This window comes from Kitasatospora sp. NPDC058032 (assembly GCF_042885845.1).
In the GTDB taxonomy this organism is placed as follows: Bacteria; Actinomycetota; Actinomycetes; order Streptomycetales; family Streptomycetaceae; genus Kitasatospora.
In genome coordinates, this window is record NZ_JBHVRK010000010.1 from 246,309 (window position 1) to 262,981 (window position 16,673).

At 72.6% G+C, this 16,673-nt stretch carries 17 protein-coding genes; 6 read left to right on the forward strand and 11 right to left on the reverse strand.

Going from position 1 to position 16,673, the window contains the following annotated elements:
- The first annotated feature begins 28 nt into the window (after positions 1 to 28).
- Positions 29 to 2,734: an AAA family ATPase gene (locus tag ACFVUH_RS18915; RefSeq protein ID WP_387914414.1), complete on the forward strand. Its 2,706-nt coding sequence runs from the start codon at positions 29 to 31 to the stop codon at positions 2,732 to 2,734.
- Positions 2,735 to 2,811: 77 nt separating this feature from the next.
- The gene (locus ACFVUH_RS18920) at positions 2,812 to 3,021 is read left to right on the forward strand and encodes a DUF397 domain-containing protein (RefSeq protein ID WP_387914415.1); all 210 of its coding nucleotides are present in this window, start codon (positions 2,812 to 2,814) and stop codon (positions 3,019 to 3,021) included.
- A gap of 98 nt (positions 3,022 to 3,119) precedes the next feature.
- Here the strand turns inward: ACFVUH_RS18920 and ACFVUH_RS18925 are convergent, their stop codons facing one another.
- Complete coding sequence (locus ACFVUH_RS18925) at positions 3,120 to 3,608, reverse strand: NUDIX domain-containing protein (RefSeq protein WP_387914417.1); 489 nt, start codon at positions 3,606 to 3,608, stop codon at positions 3,120 to 3,122.
- 184 nt (positions 3,609 to 3,792) lie between these two features.
- Positions 3,793 to 4,029 carry a hypothetical protein gene (locus tag ACFVUH_RS18930; RefSeq protein WP_387914418.1) on the reverse strand — a complete coding sequence of 79 codons (237 nt, stop codon included), beginning with the start codon at positions 4,027 to 4,029 and terminating at the stop codon, positions 3,793 to 3,795.
- Positions 4,030 to 4,153: 124 nt separating this feature from the next.
- On the opposite strand from ACFVUH_RS18930, the gene ACFVUH_RS18935 reads away from it, so the two are divergent.
- Both ACFVUH_RS18935 and ACFVUH_RS18940 read left to right on the forward strand, forming a co-directional pair.
- Complete coding sequence (locus ACFVUH_RS18935) at positions 4,154 to 4,996, forward strand: helix-turn-helix domain-containing protein (protein ID WP_387914419.1); 843 nt, start codon at positions 4,154 to 4,156, stop codon at positions 4,994 to 4,996.
- Positions 4,983 to 5,192, forward strand: a complete 210-nt coding sequence (locus tag ACFVUH_RS18940; protein WP_387914421.1) for a DUF397 domain-containing protein — start codon at positions 4,983 to 4,985, stop codon at positions 5,190 to 5,192. The genes ACFVUH_RS18935 and ACFVUH_RS18940 overlap by 14 nt, the downstream gene beginning before the upstream one ends.
- Before the next feature lie 55 nt (positions 5,193 to 5,247).
- Here the strand turns inward: ACFVUH_RS18940 and ACFVUH_RS18945 are convergent, their stop codons facing one another.
- The 6 genes from ACFVUH_RS18945 to ACFVUH_RS18970 all read right to left on the reverse strand — a co-directional run bounded on the left by ACFVUH_RS18945 (position 5,248) and on the right by ACFVUH_RS18970 (position 10,743).
- Entirely contained in the window at positions 5,248 to 5,718 is a 471-nt protein-coding gene (locus tag ACFVUH_RS18945) for a hypothetical protein (RefSeq protein WP_387914422.1), read from the reverse strand.
- A gap of 26 nt (positions 5,719 to 5,744) precedes the next feature.
- Positions 5,745 to 6,377, reverse strand: coding sequence for a DUF4937 domain-containing protein (locus ACFVUH_RS18950; RefSeq protein ID WP_387914423.1), 633 nt, complete (start codon positions 6,375 to 6,377; stop codon positions 5,745 to 5,747).
- Between the two features lie 176 nt (positions 6,378 to 6,553).
- On the reverse strand, positions 6,554 to 7,867 hold the full coding sequence (locus ACFVUH_RS18955; RefSeq protein ID WP_387914425.1) for an MFS transporter: 1,314 nt from the start codon (positions 7,865 to 7,867) through the stop codon (positions 6,554 to 6,556).
- A 73-nt stretch (positions 7,868 to 7,940) separates the two neighbouring features.
- Positions 7,941 to 8,927: a transaldolase family protein gene (locus tag ACFVUH_RS18960; protein WP_355360433.1), complete on the reverse strand. Its 987-nt coding sequence runs from the start codon at positions 8,925 to 8,927 to the stop codon at positions 7,941 to 7,943.
- The gene (locus ACFVUH_RS18965) at positions 8,924 to 10,198 is read right to left on the reverse strand and encodes an MFS transporter (protein WP_387914426.1); all 1,275 of its coding nucleotides are present in this window, start codon (positions 10,196 to 10,198) and stop codon (positions 8,924 to 8,926) included. The genes ACFVUH_RS18960 and ACFVUH_RS18965 overlap by 4 nt, the downstream gene beginning before the upstream one ends.
- 5 nt (positions 10,199 to 10,203) lie before the next feature.
- A complete protein-coding gene (locus ACFVUH_RS18970) occupies positions 10,204 to 10,743 on the reverse strand; it encodes a VOC family protein (RefSeq protein WP_355360428.1) in 540 nt (179 codons plus the stop codon).
- Between the two features lie 216 nt (positions 10,744 to 10,959).
- Between ACFVUH_RS18970 and ACFVUH_RS18975 the strand changes: the two genes are divergently transcribed.
- Entirely contained in the window at positions 10,960 to 12,171 is a 1,212-nt protein-coding gene (locus ACFVUH_RS18975; protein WP_355360426.1) for a serine hydrolase domain-containing protein, read from the forward strand.
- Positions 12,172 to 12,352: 181 nt separating this feature from the next.
- Here the strand turns inward: ACFVUH_RS18975 and ACFVUH_RS18980 are convergent, their stop codons facing one another.
- Entirely contained in the window at positions 12,353 to 13,294 is a 942-nt protein-coding gene (locus ACFVUH_RS18980) for an aldo/keto reductase (protein WP_387914428.1), read from the reverse strand.
- A gap of 59 nt (positions 13,295 to 13,353) precedes the next feature.
- Between ACFVUH_RS18980 and ACFVUH_RS18985 the strand changes: the two genes are divergently transcribed.
- Positions 13,354 to 13,734 carry a MerR family transcriptional regulator gene (locus tag ACFVUH_RS18985; protein WP_355360420.1) on the forward strand — a complete coding sequence of 127 codons (381 nt, stop codon included), beginning with the start codon at positions 13,354 to 13,356 and terminating at the stop codon, positions 13,732 to 13,734.
- A 10-nt stretch (positions 13,735 to 13,744) separates the two neighbouring features.
- On the opposite strand, the gene ACFVUH_RS18990 is transcribed toward ACFVUH_RS18985, so the two are convergent.
- Positions 13,745 to 14,998 (reverse strand): acyltransferase family protein, encoded by a 1,254-nt coding sequence (locus ACFVUH_RS18990; RefSeq protein ID WP_387914430.1) that lies wholly within the window; start codon positions 14,996 to 14,998, stop codon positions 13,745 to 13,747.
- Entirely contained in the window at positions 14,995 to 16,644 is a 1,650-nt protein-coding gene (locus ACFVUH_RS18995; RefSeq protein WP_387914431.1) for an FAD-binding oxidoreductase, read from the reverse strand. Before ACFVUH_RS18995 ends, ACFVUH_RS18990 begins: the two co-directional genes overlap by 4 nt.
- Between the last annotated feature and the right edge of the window lie 29 nt (positions 16,645 to 16,673).

Consider the following 16,673-nt stretch of genomic DNA (forward strand, 5'->3'; position numbering starts at 1 on the left):
GTCGGGCGTATCGGGAGGGGAGACCGGGGTGCTGTACGGACGGGAACGGGAGCGGGCCGCCGTCGACGCGCTGCTCGACGGGGCGAGGGGCGGCCGCAGCGGGGTGCTGGTACTGCGCGGTGAGCCGGGGATCGGCAAGACGGCGCTGCTGGAACACGCGGTGGCGACGGCGGGGGACGGCGTCCGGGTGATCAGGGCGGCCGGCGTCGAGTACGAGGCCGAACTCGCCTTCGCCGGTCTCAGTCAGCTGCTGGCACCGGGGCTCGACCGGCTGGAGGCCCTGCCCGGGCCGCAACGCCGGTCGCTGGAGGGCGCGTTCGGTCTCGGGGAGACGACCGGCGGCGCGGACCGGCTGCTCGCCGGGCTGGCCACGCTCGGGCTGCTGGCGGAACTCGCCGTCGACCAGCCGCTGTTGTGCGTCGTCGACGATGTGCAGTGGCTGGACCCGCCCTCGCTGGACGCGCTGCTGATCGCGGCCCGCCGGCTCCAGGCGGAGGGCGTCGCGCTGCTGCTCGCCGCCCGGGACGCGGCGGCCGGGGCCGAGGTGCTGCCGCTCGCCGGGCTCCCGGAGCTGCGGCTGACCGGGCTCGCCGAGACGGACGCCGTCCGGCTGCTCGCCGACCGCGTGGGCGGGGCGCTTCCCGGACCGGCCCGCCGGCGGCTGCTCGCCGAGGCGGCGGGCAACCCCCTGGCGCTCGTCGAACTCCCTTGGGCGGAGGCGGACTGCGCCTCCGGCGGACTGGCGCTCACCAGCCGGCTGCTGATGGCCTTCCACGGCCAGGTCACCGACCTGCCGCCGGCCACCCAGACGCTGCTCCTGGTCGCCGCGGCCGAGGAGAACGGCGAGCTGGACATCGTGCTGGCCGCGGCCGCCGTGCTCGGGGTGGACGCCGGGGCGCTCGCTCCCGCCGAGCACGTCCGGCTGATCACCGTCAGCGCCGAGCGCAGGCTCGTCTTCCGGCATCCGCTGCTGCGTGCCGCGGTCCTCCAACGGGCGCCCCTGCAACAGCGGTTGGCCGTTCACCGGGCGATCGGCGAGGTCCTGGAGGACGGCGACCGGCGCACCTGGCACCTCGCACTGGCCGCCACCGCGCCCGACGCCGACCTCGCCGATGCCCTGGAGCTCACCGCCCAGCGCGCCGAGGCGCGCGGTGCGCACGGCGGCGCGGCGGCCGCCTACGAGCGCGCCGCCGGGCTCACCCCGGACCGCGACGGCGCCACCCGCCGGCTGGTGCTGGCCGCCGAAGCAGCCACCGAGGAGGGGAAGTTGGCGCAGGCCGAGGCGCTGGCCGACCGGGCCGGGGCGCGCACCGACAGCGTCTTCGCGCACGCCCTGCTGGATCAGGTCCGGGCGGTCGCGCACTTCTGGCGCGGCGCCTACCCGGCGGCGTACCGGCTGCTGCTGGACGCCGCCGCCACCGAGATCGAGCCCGCGTACGCGGCACGGATGCTGCTCCAGGCCTTCCACGCCGCCTGGTACGTCGGCGAGGAGCCGGTGGCCACCGTGCTCGACCGGCTGGCCGCCCTCCCGCTCGGCCCCGAAGAACCGCTCGCCCCGCTGGCCCGGGACCTGCCGGCCGCCGTACTGCCGGCCCTGGGACGCCCCGCCGCCGGACCCGTGCCCGACGTGCGGACGACCGCCGAGGCGGCGCGGAAGGCGGGGGCGGAGAGCCCGGTCGACCTGGTGCAGCTGTGCGGTGCGGCGCTCGTCCTCGGGCGCGACCACGAGACGCTGGAGCTGGCCGCCGATCTGATCGCCGAAGCCCGGGCCAAGGGGAGGGTGGGGGTGCTGCCCACGCTCCAGTTCTTCCTGGCCGAGGCCGAGTTGTTCCACGGGCGGCACCGCGACGCGGAGGTCACGGCAGCGGAGGGGTACGCGCTCGCCCGGGACACCGGTCAGCACCAGTGGACCAGCCAACTCGCCGGAATGCTGGCGTGTTTGGCGGCACTGGGCGGCGCCGACGAGCGGTGCGCGGAGCTGGCCGCCGACGCCCTTGTCTCCGGCTCGTCCGCGTCCGCCGCCGGTGAGCCCTGGGCGCAGTGGGCGCTCGCCCTGCTGGACCTCGGGCGCGGCCGCGCGGCGGCTGCCGCAGACCGGCTGCACACGCTCACCACCGGGCCCTACCGGCACCACATCGGCGCGACCCGGGCGGTGGCCGACCTCGTCGAGGCGGCGGTCCGGCTGGGCTCGCCGGAGCGGGCGGCGGAGCCCTACGAGCGCTTCGCCCGCTGGGCGGCCGCGGCGGGGACGCCGTGGGCGGAGGCGGTACGGCTGCGCTGCCAGGCACTGCTGGGGCCGGACGAGTTGGCCGAGTCCGCGTACCGCTCGGCGCTGGACCTGCACGAAGGCACGCAGCGCCCGTTCGAGCAGGCACGGACGGCGCTGCTGTACGGCGAGTGGCTACGGCGCGAGCGGCGGCGGACGGACGCCAGGCCGCACCTGAGCGCGGCGCTGGAGACCTTCGAACGGCTGGGCGCGGCGCCGTGGGCGGAGCGCGCCCGTGCCGAGCTGACCGCCACCGGCACGGCGGCGGCCCCGGCCGCTCCGGCGGGGGCGCTCACGGTGCTCACCCCGCAGGAGTTGCAGATCGCCCGGCTGGCGGCGCAGGGGCTCACCAACCGGGACATCGCGGCGCAGCTCTTCCTCAGCCCGAGGACGGTGGGGCACCACCTGTACAAGGCGTACCCGAAGCTGGGGATCGCCTCGCGGACGGAGCTGGTGGCGCTGTTCTGAGAGGGCGGGGACGGATTACGCTCGGCTGTGGGTCAAAGCCCTGTGTCAAGACGACCGTTGGAAGGAGTTGGGAGCCCATGCAGCACATCGACCTTGCCAACGCTCGGTGGCGTAGGAGTACGTACAGCAGCAACGGGGGCGACTGCGTCGAGGTCGCTCCGGACTTCCCCGGTGCTGTCCCCGTCCGTGACTCCAAGGACCCGTCCGGTCCCGCGCTTGTCTTCCCTGCCGCCGCGTTCGCCGCGTTCGTCGCCGCCGTTCGGGCGGGGGAGTTCGGAACGCTCTGACAGCCGCCCGGACGCCGATGGCCCTGACCGACGCATCGGTCAGGGCCATTGTCTTTGCAGCGCGAACGTCGGCGTCAGGAATCGCCTCGCGGACGGCGCTATTCGGCGGGGGTGCCGCGGAGGAGGAAGGGGAGGTGGGTGCCGTTGGTGAGGGCGGTGAGGGCTTGGGTGGTGCGGCGGTGCTGGTCGGGGGCCATGGCGTCGGGGAGTTGGTGGGGGTGGAGCCAGTGGACGGCGGTGATGGTGGCGGGGGGTCGGTGGCGGGCGACGATCGTTTCCTGGGCGGGGGTGAGGTGGCCGCCCCAGTAGACGAAGTTGATGCCTTCGGGGAGGAGTTGGGCGTCGACGTAGTCGGTGGCGAGGATGTGGCGCAGGGGGAGGACGAGGCCGGTTTCGGTTTCGGTGTGGCGGCGGGCGGCGAGGTGGGGGAGTTCGTTGGCTTCGGCGCTGCCGCCGGGGAGCATGAGGCCGGACTTGTAGGCGGTTCCGATCAGGAGGACGGCGCCGTCGCGGTTGAGGATGAGGGCCTGGTGGCCGAGGCGTCGGCGGGGCGGGTTGGTGAGGATGGCGGGGAGGTGGTGCAGCATGGGGTGCTCCTGTTGGGCGAGAGCCAGGTGAAGCAGGCGGGCAGTCCGGCGCAGATTCCGGCGGTGAGGATCAGCCCGAATATCAGCAACTGCGGTGCGAGCGGCCCGTTGTGGATGGGCCAGCAGACGAGGGCGGCGGTGAGGGTGGAGAGGGTGGCGACGCCGAGGACGGTGGCGAGCAGCTTCACGCCACGTCGGCGGTGCGCGGCCGGCTGGGGTGCTGGACGCTGATGAAGCGGGGCTCGGCGAGGGCCTGGACGAACTCGGGCTTGGTGGTCCACTCGCACCCGCCGGCTTCGGGGCGGAGGTAGACGAGCCCGGCGATGGTGTCCATGTAGACGGCCTCGATGGGCTTGCCGGAGAAGTCCCGGTGCCCGAGGTCCTGGACGACCTCGCCGACGGTGGGGGAGTAGATGGCCATGGGGGCTCCATTGATTGCGCTGTGCATTGGGATCGCTACGACCCGTGTCCATCGTGGAGCCGTCGGGGCTACGATTGGAAGCCGAGGAAATGGCGAATCTGCCTTGGGTTCAGTTGGAGCCAGCATGAACGAGCGCAAACTCGATCCAGCGTCATCCCCGTTTGCCCCCATCGGTGTTCAACTTCGCAGGTCACGCAAAGCGCGAGGTCTCACGCAGCCCCAGCTTGGCGAGATCACCAGATTCTCGGCTTCCTACATTTCGCGAATTGAACGAGGGGTCGAGCCTCCAAGTCGACGCCTCGCCCAGGAAGTCGACCGCGCGCTCGACACGGGCGGCACCATCGAGCTGATGCTCGACCAGCTTGAGCATGTCGTCCTCAAGGAGGGGCTCTCGGAGTACGTCGCACAAGAAGCCAAGGCGGTCACCATCCGGCTGTTCCACCTGGGCCTCATTACGGGCCTGTTGCAGACGGAGGAGTATGCGGCGGCCTACGAGTTGGCATCGGTCCGACGAGGCGCAGCCACTCCGCAGCAAGCGGACGCCCGGGTGAAGTTCCTACTGAACCGCCAAGCCGCGCTCAAGCGGACTCCTCCCCCCTTCGTCCAGGCCGTGCTTGACGAGTGGAACCTGCGGCGGCCGATCGGTGGTCGTAGCGTCATGATCAGACAGCTTCAGTTCCTGGAGGAGCTGGCTCAACAACCCAACGTGACCCTCCAGGTGGCCCCGCTCCGTCTCGGTGAGGATCGGCCCTTCGTGCATCCGGTGAATCTGCTGACCATGGCGAGCGGCAAGATGCTGGGCTACACAGAGAGCCACAAGACGGGCCTCTTGGAGCGTGACGCGCAGATACTGTCGGCATGGGCCAGGGATTACGATCGACTGCAGGTCGAATCCCTGTCCCGAGCCGGCTCGCTGGAGCTGATCAGAGCAGTACGGAAGGAATTTGAGAGCCATGCAGCACCTTGACCTTGCCAACGCTCGGTGGCGCAAGAGCACGTACAGCGGCCAGGGTGGTGAGTGTGTGGAGGTTGCTCCGGACTTCCCCGGTGCTGTCCCCGTCCGTGACTCCAAGGACCCGTCCGGTCCCGCGCTCGTCTTCCCCGCCGCCGCGTTCGCCGCGTTCGTCGACGCAGTCCGGGCCGGGGAGTTCGGCGCCGTCTGACCGCCGCCCGGATGCCGATGGCCCTGACCGAACACATCGGTCAGGGCCATCGTTGCTACAGCCCGAGCGTCGGCGGCAGCGTCAGCTTCGGCTGCGGCTTCAGGTCCTGCAGGCAGAGGGTGTACTTGTGGTCGCCCCGCTTGTAGGTGAAGTAGCCGTCGGCCTCGGGGAACGCCCGGCACACGTTCTCACCGTCATCCGTGTCGTCCTTGCGCCCGACCACGCGGTGCTCGGCCTTCGGGTCGGAGCACGGGACCACCACGACGTCCGGATTGTTGTCCCCGACGCCGGGCAGGACGATCGGGTTGTTGTTGTGGATGCAGTCACCCGTCTTGGCGTACTCGGGGTCGTCCTTCTCCAGCAGCACGATCAGCGAGACCAGGATCGCCGGGATCAACAGTCCGAGGATCGTGGGCCGCAGGAACACCGGCTTGCCGGGGTCCGCGGGCCGCAGGGGCGCTCCGGGCACCGGCTCCGACAGCTTGTTGACCTTCAGCCGCTGCGGGATGTTGATTTTGAGGTTCAATCTCGTTCATCCCCGAGCCCTCGCCGTCATTGGTCGACAGGCAGCACCGTCCAGGCCGGCTCCAGGGCCAGCCGATGACCGGTCAGCGCCTGCAGATCGTCCGCGACCGCCGCGCGTTCGTGCAGGGCGGGCAAGTGCTCGGCGGCGTACCGCTCGTGGGCGGCGGCGCCGGACCACAGGGTGGTGACCAGGTAGCGCTGCGGGTCCAGCCGGGTGACGACACCGCCGAGCATGCCCCCGGCCGCCGCCATGCCGGGCGCCCATACCTCGTGCTGCACGTCCATGAAGTGCGCCGCCCGGCCGGGCCGCAACCGGCAGTCGGCGACCCGCAGCAGGGCGGCCGTCCCAAGTGCGCCGCGCAGATCGGCCGCGTCACCGGCCATCTCCAGGACGACGTCCCCGGTACCCGCCTCGATCGCGGTGTACGTCCCGCCCTGGCCGCTCGCCGCGACCACCGCGTCGTGCCGCTCCCGCATGAACCGCCCGTACGCCTCCTCGTCGGCCCACAGACCAAGGACCCGGGCGTACCCGCCTTCCCAGCCGCCCACCTGCCCGATCAGCCCCGGCTGGTCCCTGATCGCCGCCCAGGCCCGCTGGGCATCGGAGAACCGCTCCCGCCCGTCCTCCGGCACCTCGCAACCGATCCACTTGCCCCACATGCGCGTCAGCTCTTCCCATATACGACGGAGTAGGAAGTCGGACTGGCCGACTTCCTACTCCGTAACGAAGAACCTGCCTCATGGGGCTCCGGCGCGCCAACGGGCCGGTGCGGTGGCCCCGCGTGCGAGCGGCGACAGCGGTGGCGGGGGCGGTGGCGGGGGTGCGGACCGGGCCGTCATCGGGCGGTGGCCAGGGCGTGCTGGATCTCCGGGAGGGAGCGGTTCTTGGTCTCGGGGACGCGGCGGGCGACGAACAGGACAGCGGCGAGCGAGACCGCGGCGAAGAACCAGAAGACCCAGCGCTCGCCGACCGCGTCGGCGGTGGGGAGGAAGGCCTGGCCGACCACGAAGTTGGCGGCCCAGTTGACCAGGGCGCACAGGCCGGTGCCGCGGGCGCGGGACTCGGGCGGGAAGATCTCGGCGGCGAGGATCCAGAAGACCGGGCCGAGGCCGATGGCGAAGGAGCCGACGTAGGCGGTCATCGCCACCAGGGCGATGGCGTTGCCGAGCGGGCCGGGGTGGGCGGGGCCGAGGACGATGCCGAGGGCGGCGAGGGAGACGGCCATGCCGGCGAGGGAGCAGAGCAGCAGGGGGCGGCGGCCGACGCGGTCGATCAGGGGGATGGCGGCGACGGTGAGCAGGACGTTCACCGTGCCGATCGCGACGGAGTAGCCGATCGAGCTGGTGGCGGGCAGTCCGGCGCGGGCCATGATGCTGGGGGCGTAGTAGATGATCGAGTTGATGCCGCCGAACTGCTGGACGGCCGCCAGCGTGACGCCGATGAGCAGGGCGGCGCGGGCGCCGGGGGTGGACAGCAGGGCGCGCGGCCGGTCGGCGCGCGGGCGGGCGGGGGAGGGTTGCCCGTCGAGCCAGGCCGGGGTCTCCGGGATGAAGAGGGTGCCGATCAGCATCGCCACCGAGGGGATCAGCCCGACGGCGAACATGGCGCGCCAGTCGCCGCCGCCCGCGAAGGCCAGGTTGACCAGGTAGGAGACCAGGATGCCCACCGTCAGCAGGATCTGGTTCACCGTGATCATCCGGCCCCGCAGCCGCGGTGGGGCGATCTCGGCGAGGTAGAGCGGGACGATCGTCGACGCGCTGCCGACCGCCAGGCCGAGTACGGCCCGGGCGGCCAGCAGCGTCCAGAAGTCCGGGGCCACGGCGGCCAGCGCCAGGCCGACGGTGAAGGTGGCCGAGATGCCGATCAGCGCCTTGCGGCGGCCGAAGCGGTCGGCCGGGCGGGCGCCGGCCAGGGCGCCGACGGCGGCGCCGAGCAGCAGGGCCGAGATCACCGCGCCCTCCTGGAAGGAGTTCAGCGCCAGCTGCTCCTTGAGGAAGAGCAGGGCACCGGAGATGACGCCGGTGTCGAAGCCGAACAGCAGCCCGCCGAGCGCCACCACACCGGTGGCGAGGGCCATCCGCCGCACCGGGGGCGAGGGGAGGGCGTCCGACGGGGAGGCGGTGAGGTCCAGGTGGAGCTGCGGTGCCATGAGCGGGCTCCCGGAGGGGTGTGGTCAGCAGAGTTGGCGGCAGTCAGCGGCGGTCAGCGGTGCTCAGTGGCGGTCAGTGGTGGGCGTGGGCGGCGTCGAGGGAGCGCAGGACGGTCTCGTGGTTGATGTCGAACCAGCGCAGGTAGGAGACCAGCCGATCGGTGAACGCGTGCGCGTCCTGTTCCTCGCGCGTACTGCGCCGGCTGCGGATCTCCGAGGTGCCGTCGAGGGTCTCCAGGGTGGGGGCGCACAGTTCGACGCACGAGCCGGGGGTGGCGAGCGCGTCCAGGTAGCGGGCGGTCTGGTGGCCGGGTACGCCGTGGTAGAGCTGGGTCCAGACGAGGTGCTGCGGGCGGGCGCCGGCCGCGGCGAGGGCGCGCCAGCGGGTGGAGGCGTCGGTGCAGTGCGCGTCGGCGTGGACGTCGCGGGCGAGCCGGGTGGTGGCGGTGCCGGCCATGCCGCGCAGGGCCTTGGCCTCGTGGCTGCCGGCCCGGTCGAGCAGGGCGTCGATCTCGACGTCGATGCCGCCGACGCCGAAGGCCGCGACCGAGGTGATGCCGGCCAGGTCGAGGCCGCGCCAGCGGGCGAGTTCGAGCCCGTCGAGGTGGGCGCGGACGGCCTGCCGGTAGCGGGCGACGGAGTGCAGCGGGCCGAGCCGCACGCCGATGCCCTCGCCGAGCAGGGTGGTGAGGGCGGCAAGGCCCGGGTCGGAGGCGGGCAGGGCGGGCAGCAGGTTGGGGCGGTGGACGGTGGCGGAGAGCCGGCGGGCGGCGTGCACCTGGTCGCAGGCCTTGCGGCTGCGGGCGGCGACCGGGACGGAGACCAGGCCGTCGCGGCCGTCACCGCGCTCGTGGAGCGGGGACAGCAGGTCGCAGAGCCAGCGGAGTTCGTCGTCCGGGGCGGGCCCGGTGAGGGCGACGGAGGTGATCCGCCCGCTCTCGACGAGCTCCCAGATCCGGTCGCGGCCGGCCGGGCCGGACGGGGTGTGCTGGTACCAGACGGCGAGGCCGGCGGCCGGGCGCGAGGTGCGTACCGACGGGCGGTCGAGGGTGCCGATCATGCTCGGACGGTCCTTTCACGGTCGAGTGCGCGATCGAGGGGAAGGGAGTGCGGAGCAGTGGTGGGCGTGGTGAGCGGGGCCGGCCGCAGTCGGGCACCGGCCGCCACCGCGAGCAGCGCGGCCAGGCAGATCGCGGCGCCGAGCGGCACCACCGTGCCGACGCCGTGCGCGGTGACCGTCCAGCCGCCGAGCGCGGCGCCGGCGGCGATTCCGGCGTTGGCCGCCGAGACGCCCAGGGTGGCGGCGAAGTCGCCGCCCGGTCCTGCGAGTTCGACGATCCGGGACTGCAGCGCCGGGACCAGCCCGAAGCCGGCCAGTCCCCAGCAGGCGACCAGTACGGCCGCCGCCGCGCCGGAGCGTCCGCACAGGTGCAGTGCCAGCAGGGCGACGGTCAGCCCGGCGCAGCCGGCGGTGAGCGTGGCGGCGGCCCGGCGGTCGGCCAGCCGGCCGCCGACGAAGGTGCCGACGGCGGCGGCGGTGCCGAAGGCGAGCAGGTAGCCGCCGACGAACCGGCCGCCGACGCCGGTGACGTCCTCCAGGAAGCCGGCCAGGTAGGTGTACGCGGTGAACTGGCCGGTGAACAGCACCACGGCGGTGCCGAGTACGGCGAGCACCGGCCGGGAGAGCGCGCCGCGCAGCTGCCCGGCCAGGCTGGGCGCGCCCATCGCGGCGGTCGGTGGCACGGTGCGCCGGACGGCGAGCAGGGCGAGCGCGCCGAGGACGGCGACGGCGGTGAGCGCGGCCCGCCAGCCGAGCCACTGCCCGACCAGCGTGCCGAGCGGGACGCCGAGCACGGTGGCGACCGAGATGCCGCCGAAGACCAGCGAGATCGCCCGCCCCTGCCGGCCGGGGCCGGCCAGGGAGACGGCCACGCTGGTGGCGGCGCCGACGATCACCCCGTGGGCGAGCCCGGCCACGCAGCGGGCGGCCAGCAGGACGCCGATGCCGCCGGCCGCCGCCGCTCCGGCGCTCGCCGCCACGTAGGCGGCGAGCGCGCCGAGCAGCAGGGTGCGGCGCGGCAGCCGGAGGGTGAGCGCGGTGAGGGCCGGTCCGCCGACGGAGATGCCCAGGGCGTAGCCGGTGACGAGCAGTCCGGCCGTGCCCAGCCCCGCTCCCAGACCGTCCGCGATCGGGCCGAGAATGCCGACCACGACGAATTCCGAGGTGCCGACGACAAAGGCGACGAGGGCGAGCGAGAGGAATGCGAGACGGTGCGAGGATTCGTTGACGAATTGACTCTTGGGGCTTTTCTCCGGGCGGTTCGGCGGCATTGTCGTCAGCTCTCCGGCCAGTGCTCGGTGGGAAGGTAGAGGCGGGTTTCGGTGGTGTCCTCGTACGGCATTCCCTCGGGCATGTTGATGAGTTCCATGCTCATGCCCCAGGGGGTGGTGAAGTAGACCCAGCGGTCGCCCTTGATCGGTCCGTCCTCGATGGTCTCGGGGTCACCGAGGATGGTGACGCCGGGGACCCTGCTCAGGTAGTCGGCGGCCTTGTCGACGTCGTCCACGTAGATCGCGAAGTGGTGCCCGCCGACGTCGCTGTTGCGCGGCTGCTCGCGGTCCTGGACGGGGGCGGTGTACTCGAAGAGCTCCAGGTTGGCGTTGGGTCCGAGGCGGAGCATCGCGATGTTCGCCGAGGCCCGCGGGTCCACGTTGAGCTTGCGCGCCATCCAGTCGGTCTCCGGGTCCTCGACCGGGCCGAGCCGGTAGGCGAGCTCGGCGCCGATGACGTCGACGAAGAAGTCGACCGCCTGCTGGAGGTCCGGCACGGTGTAGGCGATGTGGTGCACCGCCCGGGCGCCCGGAATCTTGGCCATGGGAATCCTCTTTCGTCCGTTCCCGGTCCGGCGCGGTTCCGCCGGCTGTTCCGAGAATGGGCCGCCGGCCCGGTGGGGGGCAACGGTCGGCGGAGGACTTTGTCAAGGTGCCAAACCGGGGGGCTGTGGATTCCCGGTCCCCGGCTTGTTGTGTTCTGCTTTCGGTCCGATCGCGGATTTCCCTTCAGGTCAACAATTCGAGCGGAGTTGGTTCACATGACGATCGCGTCGCCGGTCGCGTCCGAGGTGCACGTCGCGGGGTACACCGCCCCGGGGTTCGAGCGGGTCCGCGAGGAGTTCGGGCGCAACCTCCTGGAGCGGGACGACCTGGGCGCGGCGTTCTCCGTGCACCGCGGTCGGGAGGTCCTGGTGGACCTCTGGGGCGGGACGGCCGACCACCTGACCGGCGCCCGCTGGGAGCGGGACACCCTCCAGACGATCTTCTCGGGGAGCAAGGGCGTCACCGTGACCGCCCTGCTCAAGCTGGTCGACCGCGGCGGGATCGAGCTGGACCGCCCGGTCTCCCACTACTGGCCGGAGTTCGCGGCCGAGGGCAAGGGCGCGGTGACCGTCCGCGAGGTGGTCACCTTCACCGGCCGGCTGCCCGGCACCTGGACCCAGGTCACCCAGGACGACGCCAACGACCCGCTGCTGATGGCCGGCCTGATCGCCGCCCAGCCGCTGGAGAGCGACCCGCGCGCCGACGGGATCCTGTACGGGCCGCTGTCGGCCGGCTGGATCGTCGGGGAGCTGATCCGCCGGGTGGACGGCCGCCCGCTGGACCGGTTCTTCCGCGAGGAGATCGCCGTCCCGCTGGACCTCGACATCCACTACGGCACCGGCCCGGCCGACTGGTCCCGGCTCGCCCGGACCACCTACGGCAGGAACTTCCTGCCCCAGTTCACCGGTTTCTTCCAGAGCGACGACCCGCTGACCCAGCGGATCTGGCAGAACCCCCAGCCGTTCCCGGACGACGAGGGCGTCTGGGGCCGGCCGGAGCGCCGTTCCGCGCTGATCCCGGCGATCAACGTCAGCGGCACCGCCCGGGCCTTCTCGACCTTCTACGGGATCCTCGCCGAGGACGCCCGCCGGCCGCTGGACGACCGGCCGCTGATGCTCTCCCGCCGCCTGCTGGACGAGGCCCGAGGGGTGTACGCCCGCAAGACCGACCAGCTGATCGACGTGGTGATGGCGTACGGCGGGGGCGGCTACCGGCTGCGGACCGCCGAGCGGCCCGGTCCGGACGGCGAGACCTTCGGCCACGACGGCGGGGGCGGCTCGGCGAACCAGGCCTGGCCCCGGGTCGGCCTCGGCGTCTCGTACGTCATGAACCGGCTGATCGCGCTCGGTCCGGACGACAAGCGGGCCGGCTCGCTGCTCAAGGCGCTGGCCGCCGATGTCACGGACCTGGGCCTGATGGAGCGGTGAGGCCGGGGAGCCCCGGGAGCCCCGGTGGCGTCGGTGGCCCGGCAGGGGAAAGGGCCCCCACGGGGGTAGGGGGCCCTTTCCGGTACCTGAGCCGAGACCGGGACCGAAGCCGAGACCTGAGCCTGAGCCCGAGCCGGTGGCCGACCCGCCCGGCGGAGCACGCCGCCGGGCGGGGATCCGGTCATTCGCCCGCCGCGGCCTCGGCCTCGGCGGCCTTGGCGGCCTCGGCGGCGGCGATGCCGTCGAGGCGGGCGTACTGCTCACCGGTCAGCTCGATGGCCAGCGCGCCCAGGTTCTCCACCAGGTGCTTCCCGGACGTGGTGCCCGGGATCGGCAGGATGTTGGGCGAGCGGTGCAGCAGCCAGGCGAGCGCGGTCTGCGCCGGGGTGGCGCCGACCTCGCGGGCGACCGCGGTGACCGGGCTGTCCTCGCCCGCGTGGCCGCCGATGGCGATCGGGAAGAACGGCATGAACGCGATGCCGCGCTCGGCGGTGAAGTCGACCACCTCGTCGTGCTGGCGGGTGGCCAGGTTGTACCAGTTCTGCACGGTGGCGATCGGGGCGATCTCCAGCGCCTGCTTCAGCTCGTCGACGGTGACCTCGGAGAGGCCGATGTGCCGGACCTTGCCCTCGTCCTGCAGCTGCTTGAGCGCGCCGATCTGGTCGGCCAGCGGCACCTCGGGGTCGATCCGGTGCAGCTGCAGCAGGTCGATCCGCTCGACCCGCAGCCGGCGCAGGCTCAGCTCGGCCTGCTGGCGGATGTAGGCCGGGTGGCCGACCGGGACCCACTCGGACGGGCTCGGGCGGGTCATACCGACCTTGGTGGCGACCACGACGTCCTGGGCGTAGGGGTGCAGCGCCTCCGCGATCAGCTCCTCGCTGCCGCCGAGGGCGTAGGAGTCGGCGGTGTCGATGAGCTGGACGCCGTTCTCGACGGCGGTGCGCAGCACGTCCAGCGCGGCGGCGCGGGGGGTGGGCGCGTGCCAGACGACGGCCTCGGTGGGCTTGATGTCCGGGGTGTCGGCGAGGCGCATGGTGCCGTAGCCGATCCGGCGGACCGTCAAGTCGCCTCCGAGGGCGAAGGTCTGACGGTCGATCTGGGCGTTGATCTCGGTGTTGGTCATGCCGGTCACGGTACAATCTCCCATTCGTGTGAGATTCAAGTGGATGTGAGGGGTGTCACATGCGGATCGGTGAGCTGGCGGCGCGGACCGGGGTCAGCGTCCGCCTGTTGCGGTACTACGAGGAGCAGGGCCTGCTGGAGGCCCGTCGGCCCGAGGGCGGGCACCGCCGGTACGACGAGGACGCGCCGGCGGTGGTGCGGCACATCCGGGCCCTGCTGGGGGCGGGGCTCTCCACCAGCGCCATCCGGGACGTGCTGCCCTGTGTGGGCGGCGACGGCACGGTGGCCCCCTGCATGCTGGAGGTGCTGGAGCAGCGGCTCGACCTGCTCGACCAGCAGCTGCTGTCGCTCGGGGCGAGCCGGGCCGCGTTGGCGGGGATCGTCGCGGCGGCCCGGCGGGAGGCCGAGGTGGTCGAGCTGAACGCGCTGGTGTCGGCCTGAGGCGGCCGGCCTAGCGCGCCGCTCCGGTGCCCGCGACCGGGGCCGGGGCCGGGGTCGATCCCGATCCCGATCCCGTTGCCGGGGCGGTCGAGGCCGAACCGGTGCCGGCCGGACCGGACTTGGCCGCGGCCTTGGAGGACCGACCCCATCGACGCATCACCGGCACCTCGACCAGGCGGTACAGCGCCCAGCCGAAGCCGATGCTCAGCGCCAGGGTGATCCCCATGACTCCCAGGGCACCGGGGGTGCTCCAGGTGTTCGCGCCGGCCGATCCGGTCGCCGCGAGGCCGAGCGGTCCGTACTGGATCACCAGGAAGTGGACCATGTAGAAGGCGAAGGAGACCTCGCCGAGCCAGACCATGGTCCGGCCGGCGAACGGCGTCCCCACCCCCGCGGCGTCCCTGGCGGCCACCGCGGCGATCAGCAGCCCGACCGGCAGCGCGGTCGGCGCGGCCATGCCCCAGGCGTCCGGCAGTGTGATCATCAGCGCGTACCCGGCGACGGTGAGCAGCGCCGCCACCGGCCAGCCGATGGCCACCCAGCGTCCGGTCCGGACGATCCGTGCCAGCAGGATGCCGAGCACGAACTCCGGCAGCCGGGCGGCCGGGAGGAAGTAGACGAACCAGTACCGCCAGAAGGAGAGCGGCTGCCAGGGCGAGTTGGGGCTGCCCGGCAGCAGCTGGGCGATCAGTGGCAGCGCGAACAGCACCGCCGTCATGACGCCCACCCAGAGCCAGAGCCGCTCCGGCCGGATCCGCCGCACCAGCGGCAGGATCACCGGGAAGCTCAGGTAGAACAGCACCTCGCAGGCCAGCGACCAACTCGGGCCGTTGGTACCGCCGATGACCTCCAGCGAGGGGATCCAGCTCTGCAGCAGCAGCAGCGAGGGCACCGTCCCGGCGGCGGTCAGCTCGACGCCGGCCCGGGCCATCAGCAGCAGTCCGACCAGCCAGGTGACGGCGTGGTTGGGGTACAGCTTGAACAGCCGCCGGCGGTAGAAGGCCGAGGGCCGGTCGCCCTCCTTGGCGGACCAGGTGAGCACGAAGCCGCTGAGCACGAAGAAGAATCCGACGCCCAGGAAGCCGGCCCGGCTGAGGTAGTCCGACATGAAGTCGTTCAGCGCGGGGGTGTCGAAGGGCTTGGCCACCGACACGTGGGTCAGGAAGACCAGCAGCGCGGCGATCCACCGCATGCCGGTCAGCGACGGCAGCCGGGAGAGGTTCCGCCCGGAGCCGGCCGGAGCGCCGCCGGCCGCGGCGCTCACCGGACGCTCCCGGGCAGCCGGATCGACTGGCGGTGCCGGAAGAAGTCCTTCGGGTCGTAGGTCTGCTTGACCCGCTGGAGCTTCGGGTAGTTGTCCTTGTAGTACAGCGTGGTCCACGGGACGTTCGAGGTGTTCTGCTGCGGGTCGCTGAGGTCGCGGTCCGCGTAGTTGACGTAGCACCCGTCGGTGACCCGGTTGGAGACCGGGACGCCGCCGGTGTCGGCGTACACCTCGCGGTAGAACTCCTGCAGCCAGGCCGTGTTGGGGGCGTCGTCGGCGGGCGCGGTCCAGTAGGTCTGGTACAGCAGCTTGAAGATCGCGTCGCGCTGGGGGAGCGCGGTGGCGTCGGAGGCGACGCTGTTGATCCTCCCGCCGAAGGAGACCACGGCCAGGCCGCCCTTCGGGTTGGTGTAGTCGGTGCGGGTCAGGTGCTTCCAGATCGCCGCGATCTGGCTCTCCGGGAAGCCCTTCTTCATGTACGCCGACTTGTGGCCGGCCCGCAGTTGGGGGTTGGTCTGCGAGCCGTCCATGGTGCCGATGTACTTGACCGCCTTGAGCCACGGCAGCCGGACCACGTCGCCGGTGTGCGGCACGCCGAGCGCGTCGCTCAGCCCCTGGACGAAGTCCTTGGCGCGCTGCTCGGCCTGCGGCACGTCGCCGTTGACCTGGAGCAGCAGCACCAGGCTGCCGGAGACCTTGTGGTTCAGGAACAGCCAGCTGGTGAGGCCGGTGTAGTCCGAGTCCGGGCCGCTGTTCTGCTCGAACCAGGTGCCGTAGGCGCGGACCATGTTGGCGAAGCCGGTGCGGGTGATGTTCTCCCAGGACCAGCTCGGGATGGCGATCAGCACCTCGGCCGGCGGCTTGGGCAGCTGGTCGGACGGGTTGCTGCCGGTGGCGTCCGGCGAGCGGAACCAGTACCGGGTGACCACGCCGAAGTTGCCGCCGCCACCGCCGGTGTGGGCCCACCAGAGGTCGCGGTGCGGGTCGTTGGCCTCGCGGGTGGCGACGATCGCCCGGGCCCGGCCGTCGGCGCCGAGGGTGACCACCTCGATCGCGTACAGGTGGTCGACCACCAGGCCGTGCTTGCGGGACAGGTTGCCGTAGCCGCCGCCGGTGACGTGCCCGCCGACGCCGACCGCGTAGCAGACGCCGCCGGGGATCGTGACGCCCCAGCCCTCGTAGAGGGTCTGGTAGACCTTGAGCAGGGTGGCGCCCGCCTCGACCTCGAAGGCCCGCCGGCCCGGGTCGTAGCCGACCGCGTCCATGAGGTTCATGTCGACGACGACCTCGACCTCGGCGTTGTAGACGAAGTCCTCGTAGCAGTGGCCGCCGCCGCGGATGGTGAGCCGCTGCTTCTTGTCGGCGGCGTCCTGGACGGCCTGCACCACCTGGGCGGTGGTGCGCGGCAGCCGGACGCCCTTCGGCCGGGCCTCCCAGCGCGGGTTGAAGCCGGATATCAGGTCGACGTAGCGCGGCTGGTCGGGCGTGACGGTGATCAGGTCACCGTTGCGGATCGTTCTGGAGGCCGAGCCGTTGGTGTCCTCCGCGGCCGCCCGGGCGGCGGGCACGAGGAGCCCGCCGGCCGTGGCGGTGCCGATGGTCGCCCCGGCACCGGCCACGAACGTGCGGCGACTGAGATTGCGCATGGAACTCTTCCCACTTCCTGGTTCTGGGA

What these genes read in the sequence shown, in the direction of transcription:
- ACFVUH_RS18925 (WP_387914417.1), bottom strand. Translation starts at nt 3,608, where the DNA reads ATGCTGCACCACCTCCCCGCCATCCTCACCAACCCGCCCCGCCGACGC.
- ACFVUH_RS18935 (WP_387914419.1), top strand. Translation starts at nt 4,154, where the DNA reads ATGAACGAGCGCAAACTCGATCCAGCGTCATCCCCGTTTGCCCCCATC.
- ACFVUH_RS18975 (WP_355360426.1), top strand. Translation starts at nt 10,960, where the DNA reads ATGACGATCGCGTCGCCGGTCGCGTCCGAGGTGCACGTCGCGGGGTAC.
- ACFVUH_RS18985 (WP_355360420.1), top strand. Translation starts at nt 13,354, where the DNA reads ATGCGGATCGGTGAGCTGGCGGCGCGGACCGGGGTCAGCGTCCGCCTG.
- ACFVUH_RS18930 (WP_387914418.1), bottom strand. Translation starts at nt 4,029, where the DNA reads ATGGCCATCTACTCCCCCACCGTCGGCGAGGTCGTCCAGGACCTCGGG.
- ACFVUH_RS18970 (WP_355360428.1), bottom strand. Translation starts at nt 10,743, where the DNA reads ATGGCCAAGATTCCGGGCGCCCGGGCGGTGCACCACATCGCCTACACC.
- ACFVUH_RS18980 (WP_387914428.1), bottom strand. Translation starts at nt 13,294, where the DNA reads ATGACCAACACCGAGATCAACGCCCAGATCGACCGTCAGACCTTCGCC.
- ACFVUH_RS18940 (WP_387914421.1), top strand. Translation starts at nt 4,983, where the DNA reads ATGCAGCACCTTGACCTTGCCAACGCTCGGTGGCGCAAGAGCACGTAC.
- ACFVUH_RS18920 (WP_387914415.1), top strand. Translation starts at nt 2,812, where the DNA reads ATGCAGCACATCGACCTTGCCAACGCTCGGTGGCGTAGGAGTACGTAC.
- ACFVUH_RS18950 (WP_387914423.1), bottom strand. Translation starts at nt 6,377, where the DNA reads ATGTGGGGCAAGTGGATCGGTTGCGAGGTGCCGGAGGACGGGCGGGAG.
- ACFVUH_RS18955 (WP_387914425.1), bottom strand. Translation starts at nt 7,867, where the DNA reads ATGGCACCGCAGCTCCACCTGGACCTCACCGCCTCCCCGTCGGACGCC.
- ACFVUH_RS18960 (WP_355360433.1), bottom strand. Translation starts at nt 8,927, where the DNA reads ATGATCGGCACCCTCGACCGCCCGTCGGTACGCACCTCGCGCCCGGCC.
- ACFVUH_RS18995 (WP_387914431.1), bottom strand. Translation starts at nt 16,644, where the DNA reads ATGCGCAATCTCAGTCGCCGCACGTTCGTGGCCGGTGCCGGGGCGACC.
- ACFVUH_RS18965 (WP_387914426.1), bottom strand. Translation starts at nt 10,198, where the DNA reads ATGCCGCCGAACCGCCCGGAGAAAAGCCCCAAGAGTCAATTCGTCAAC.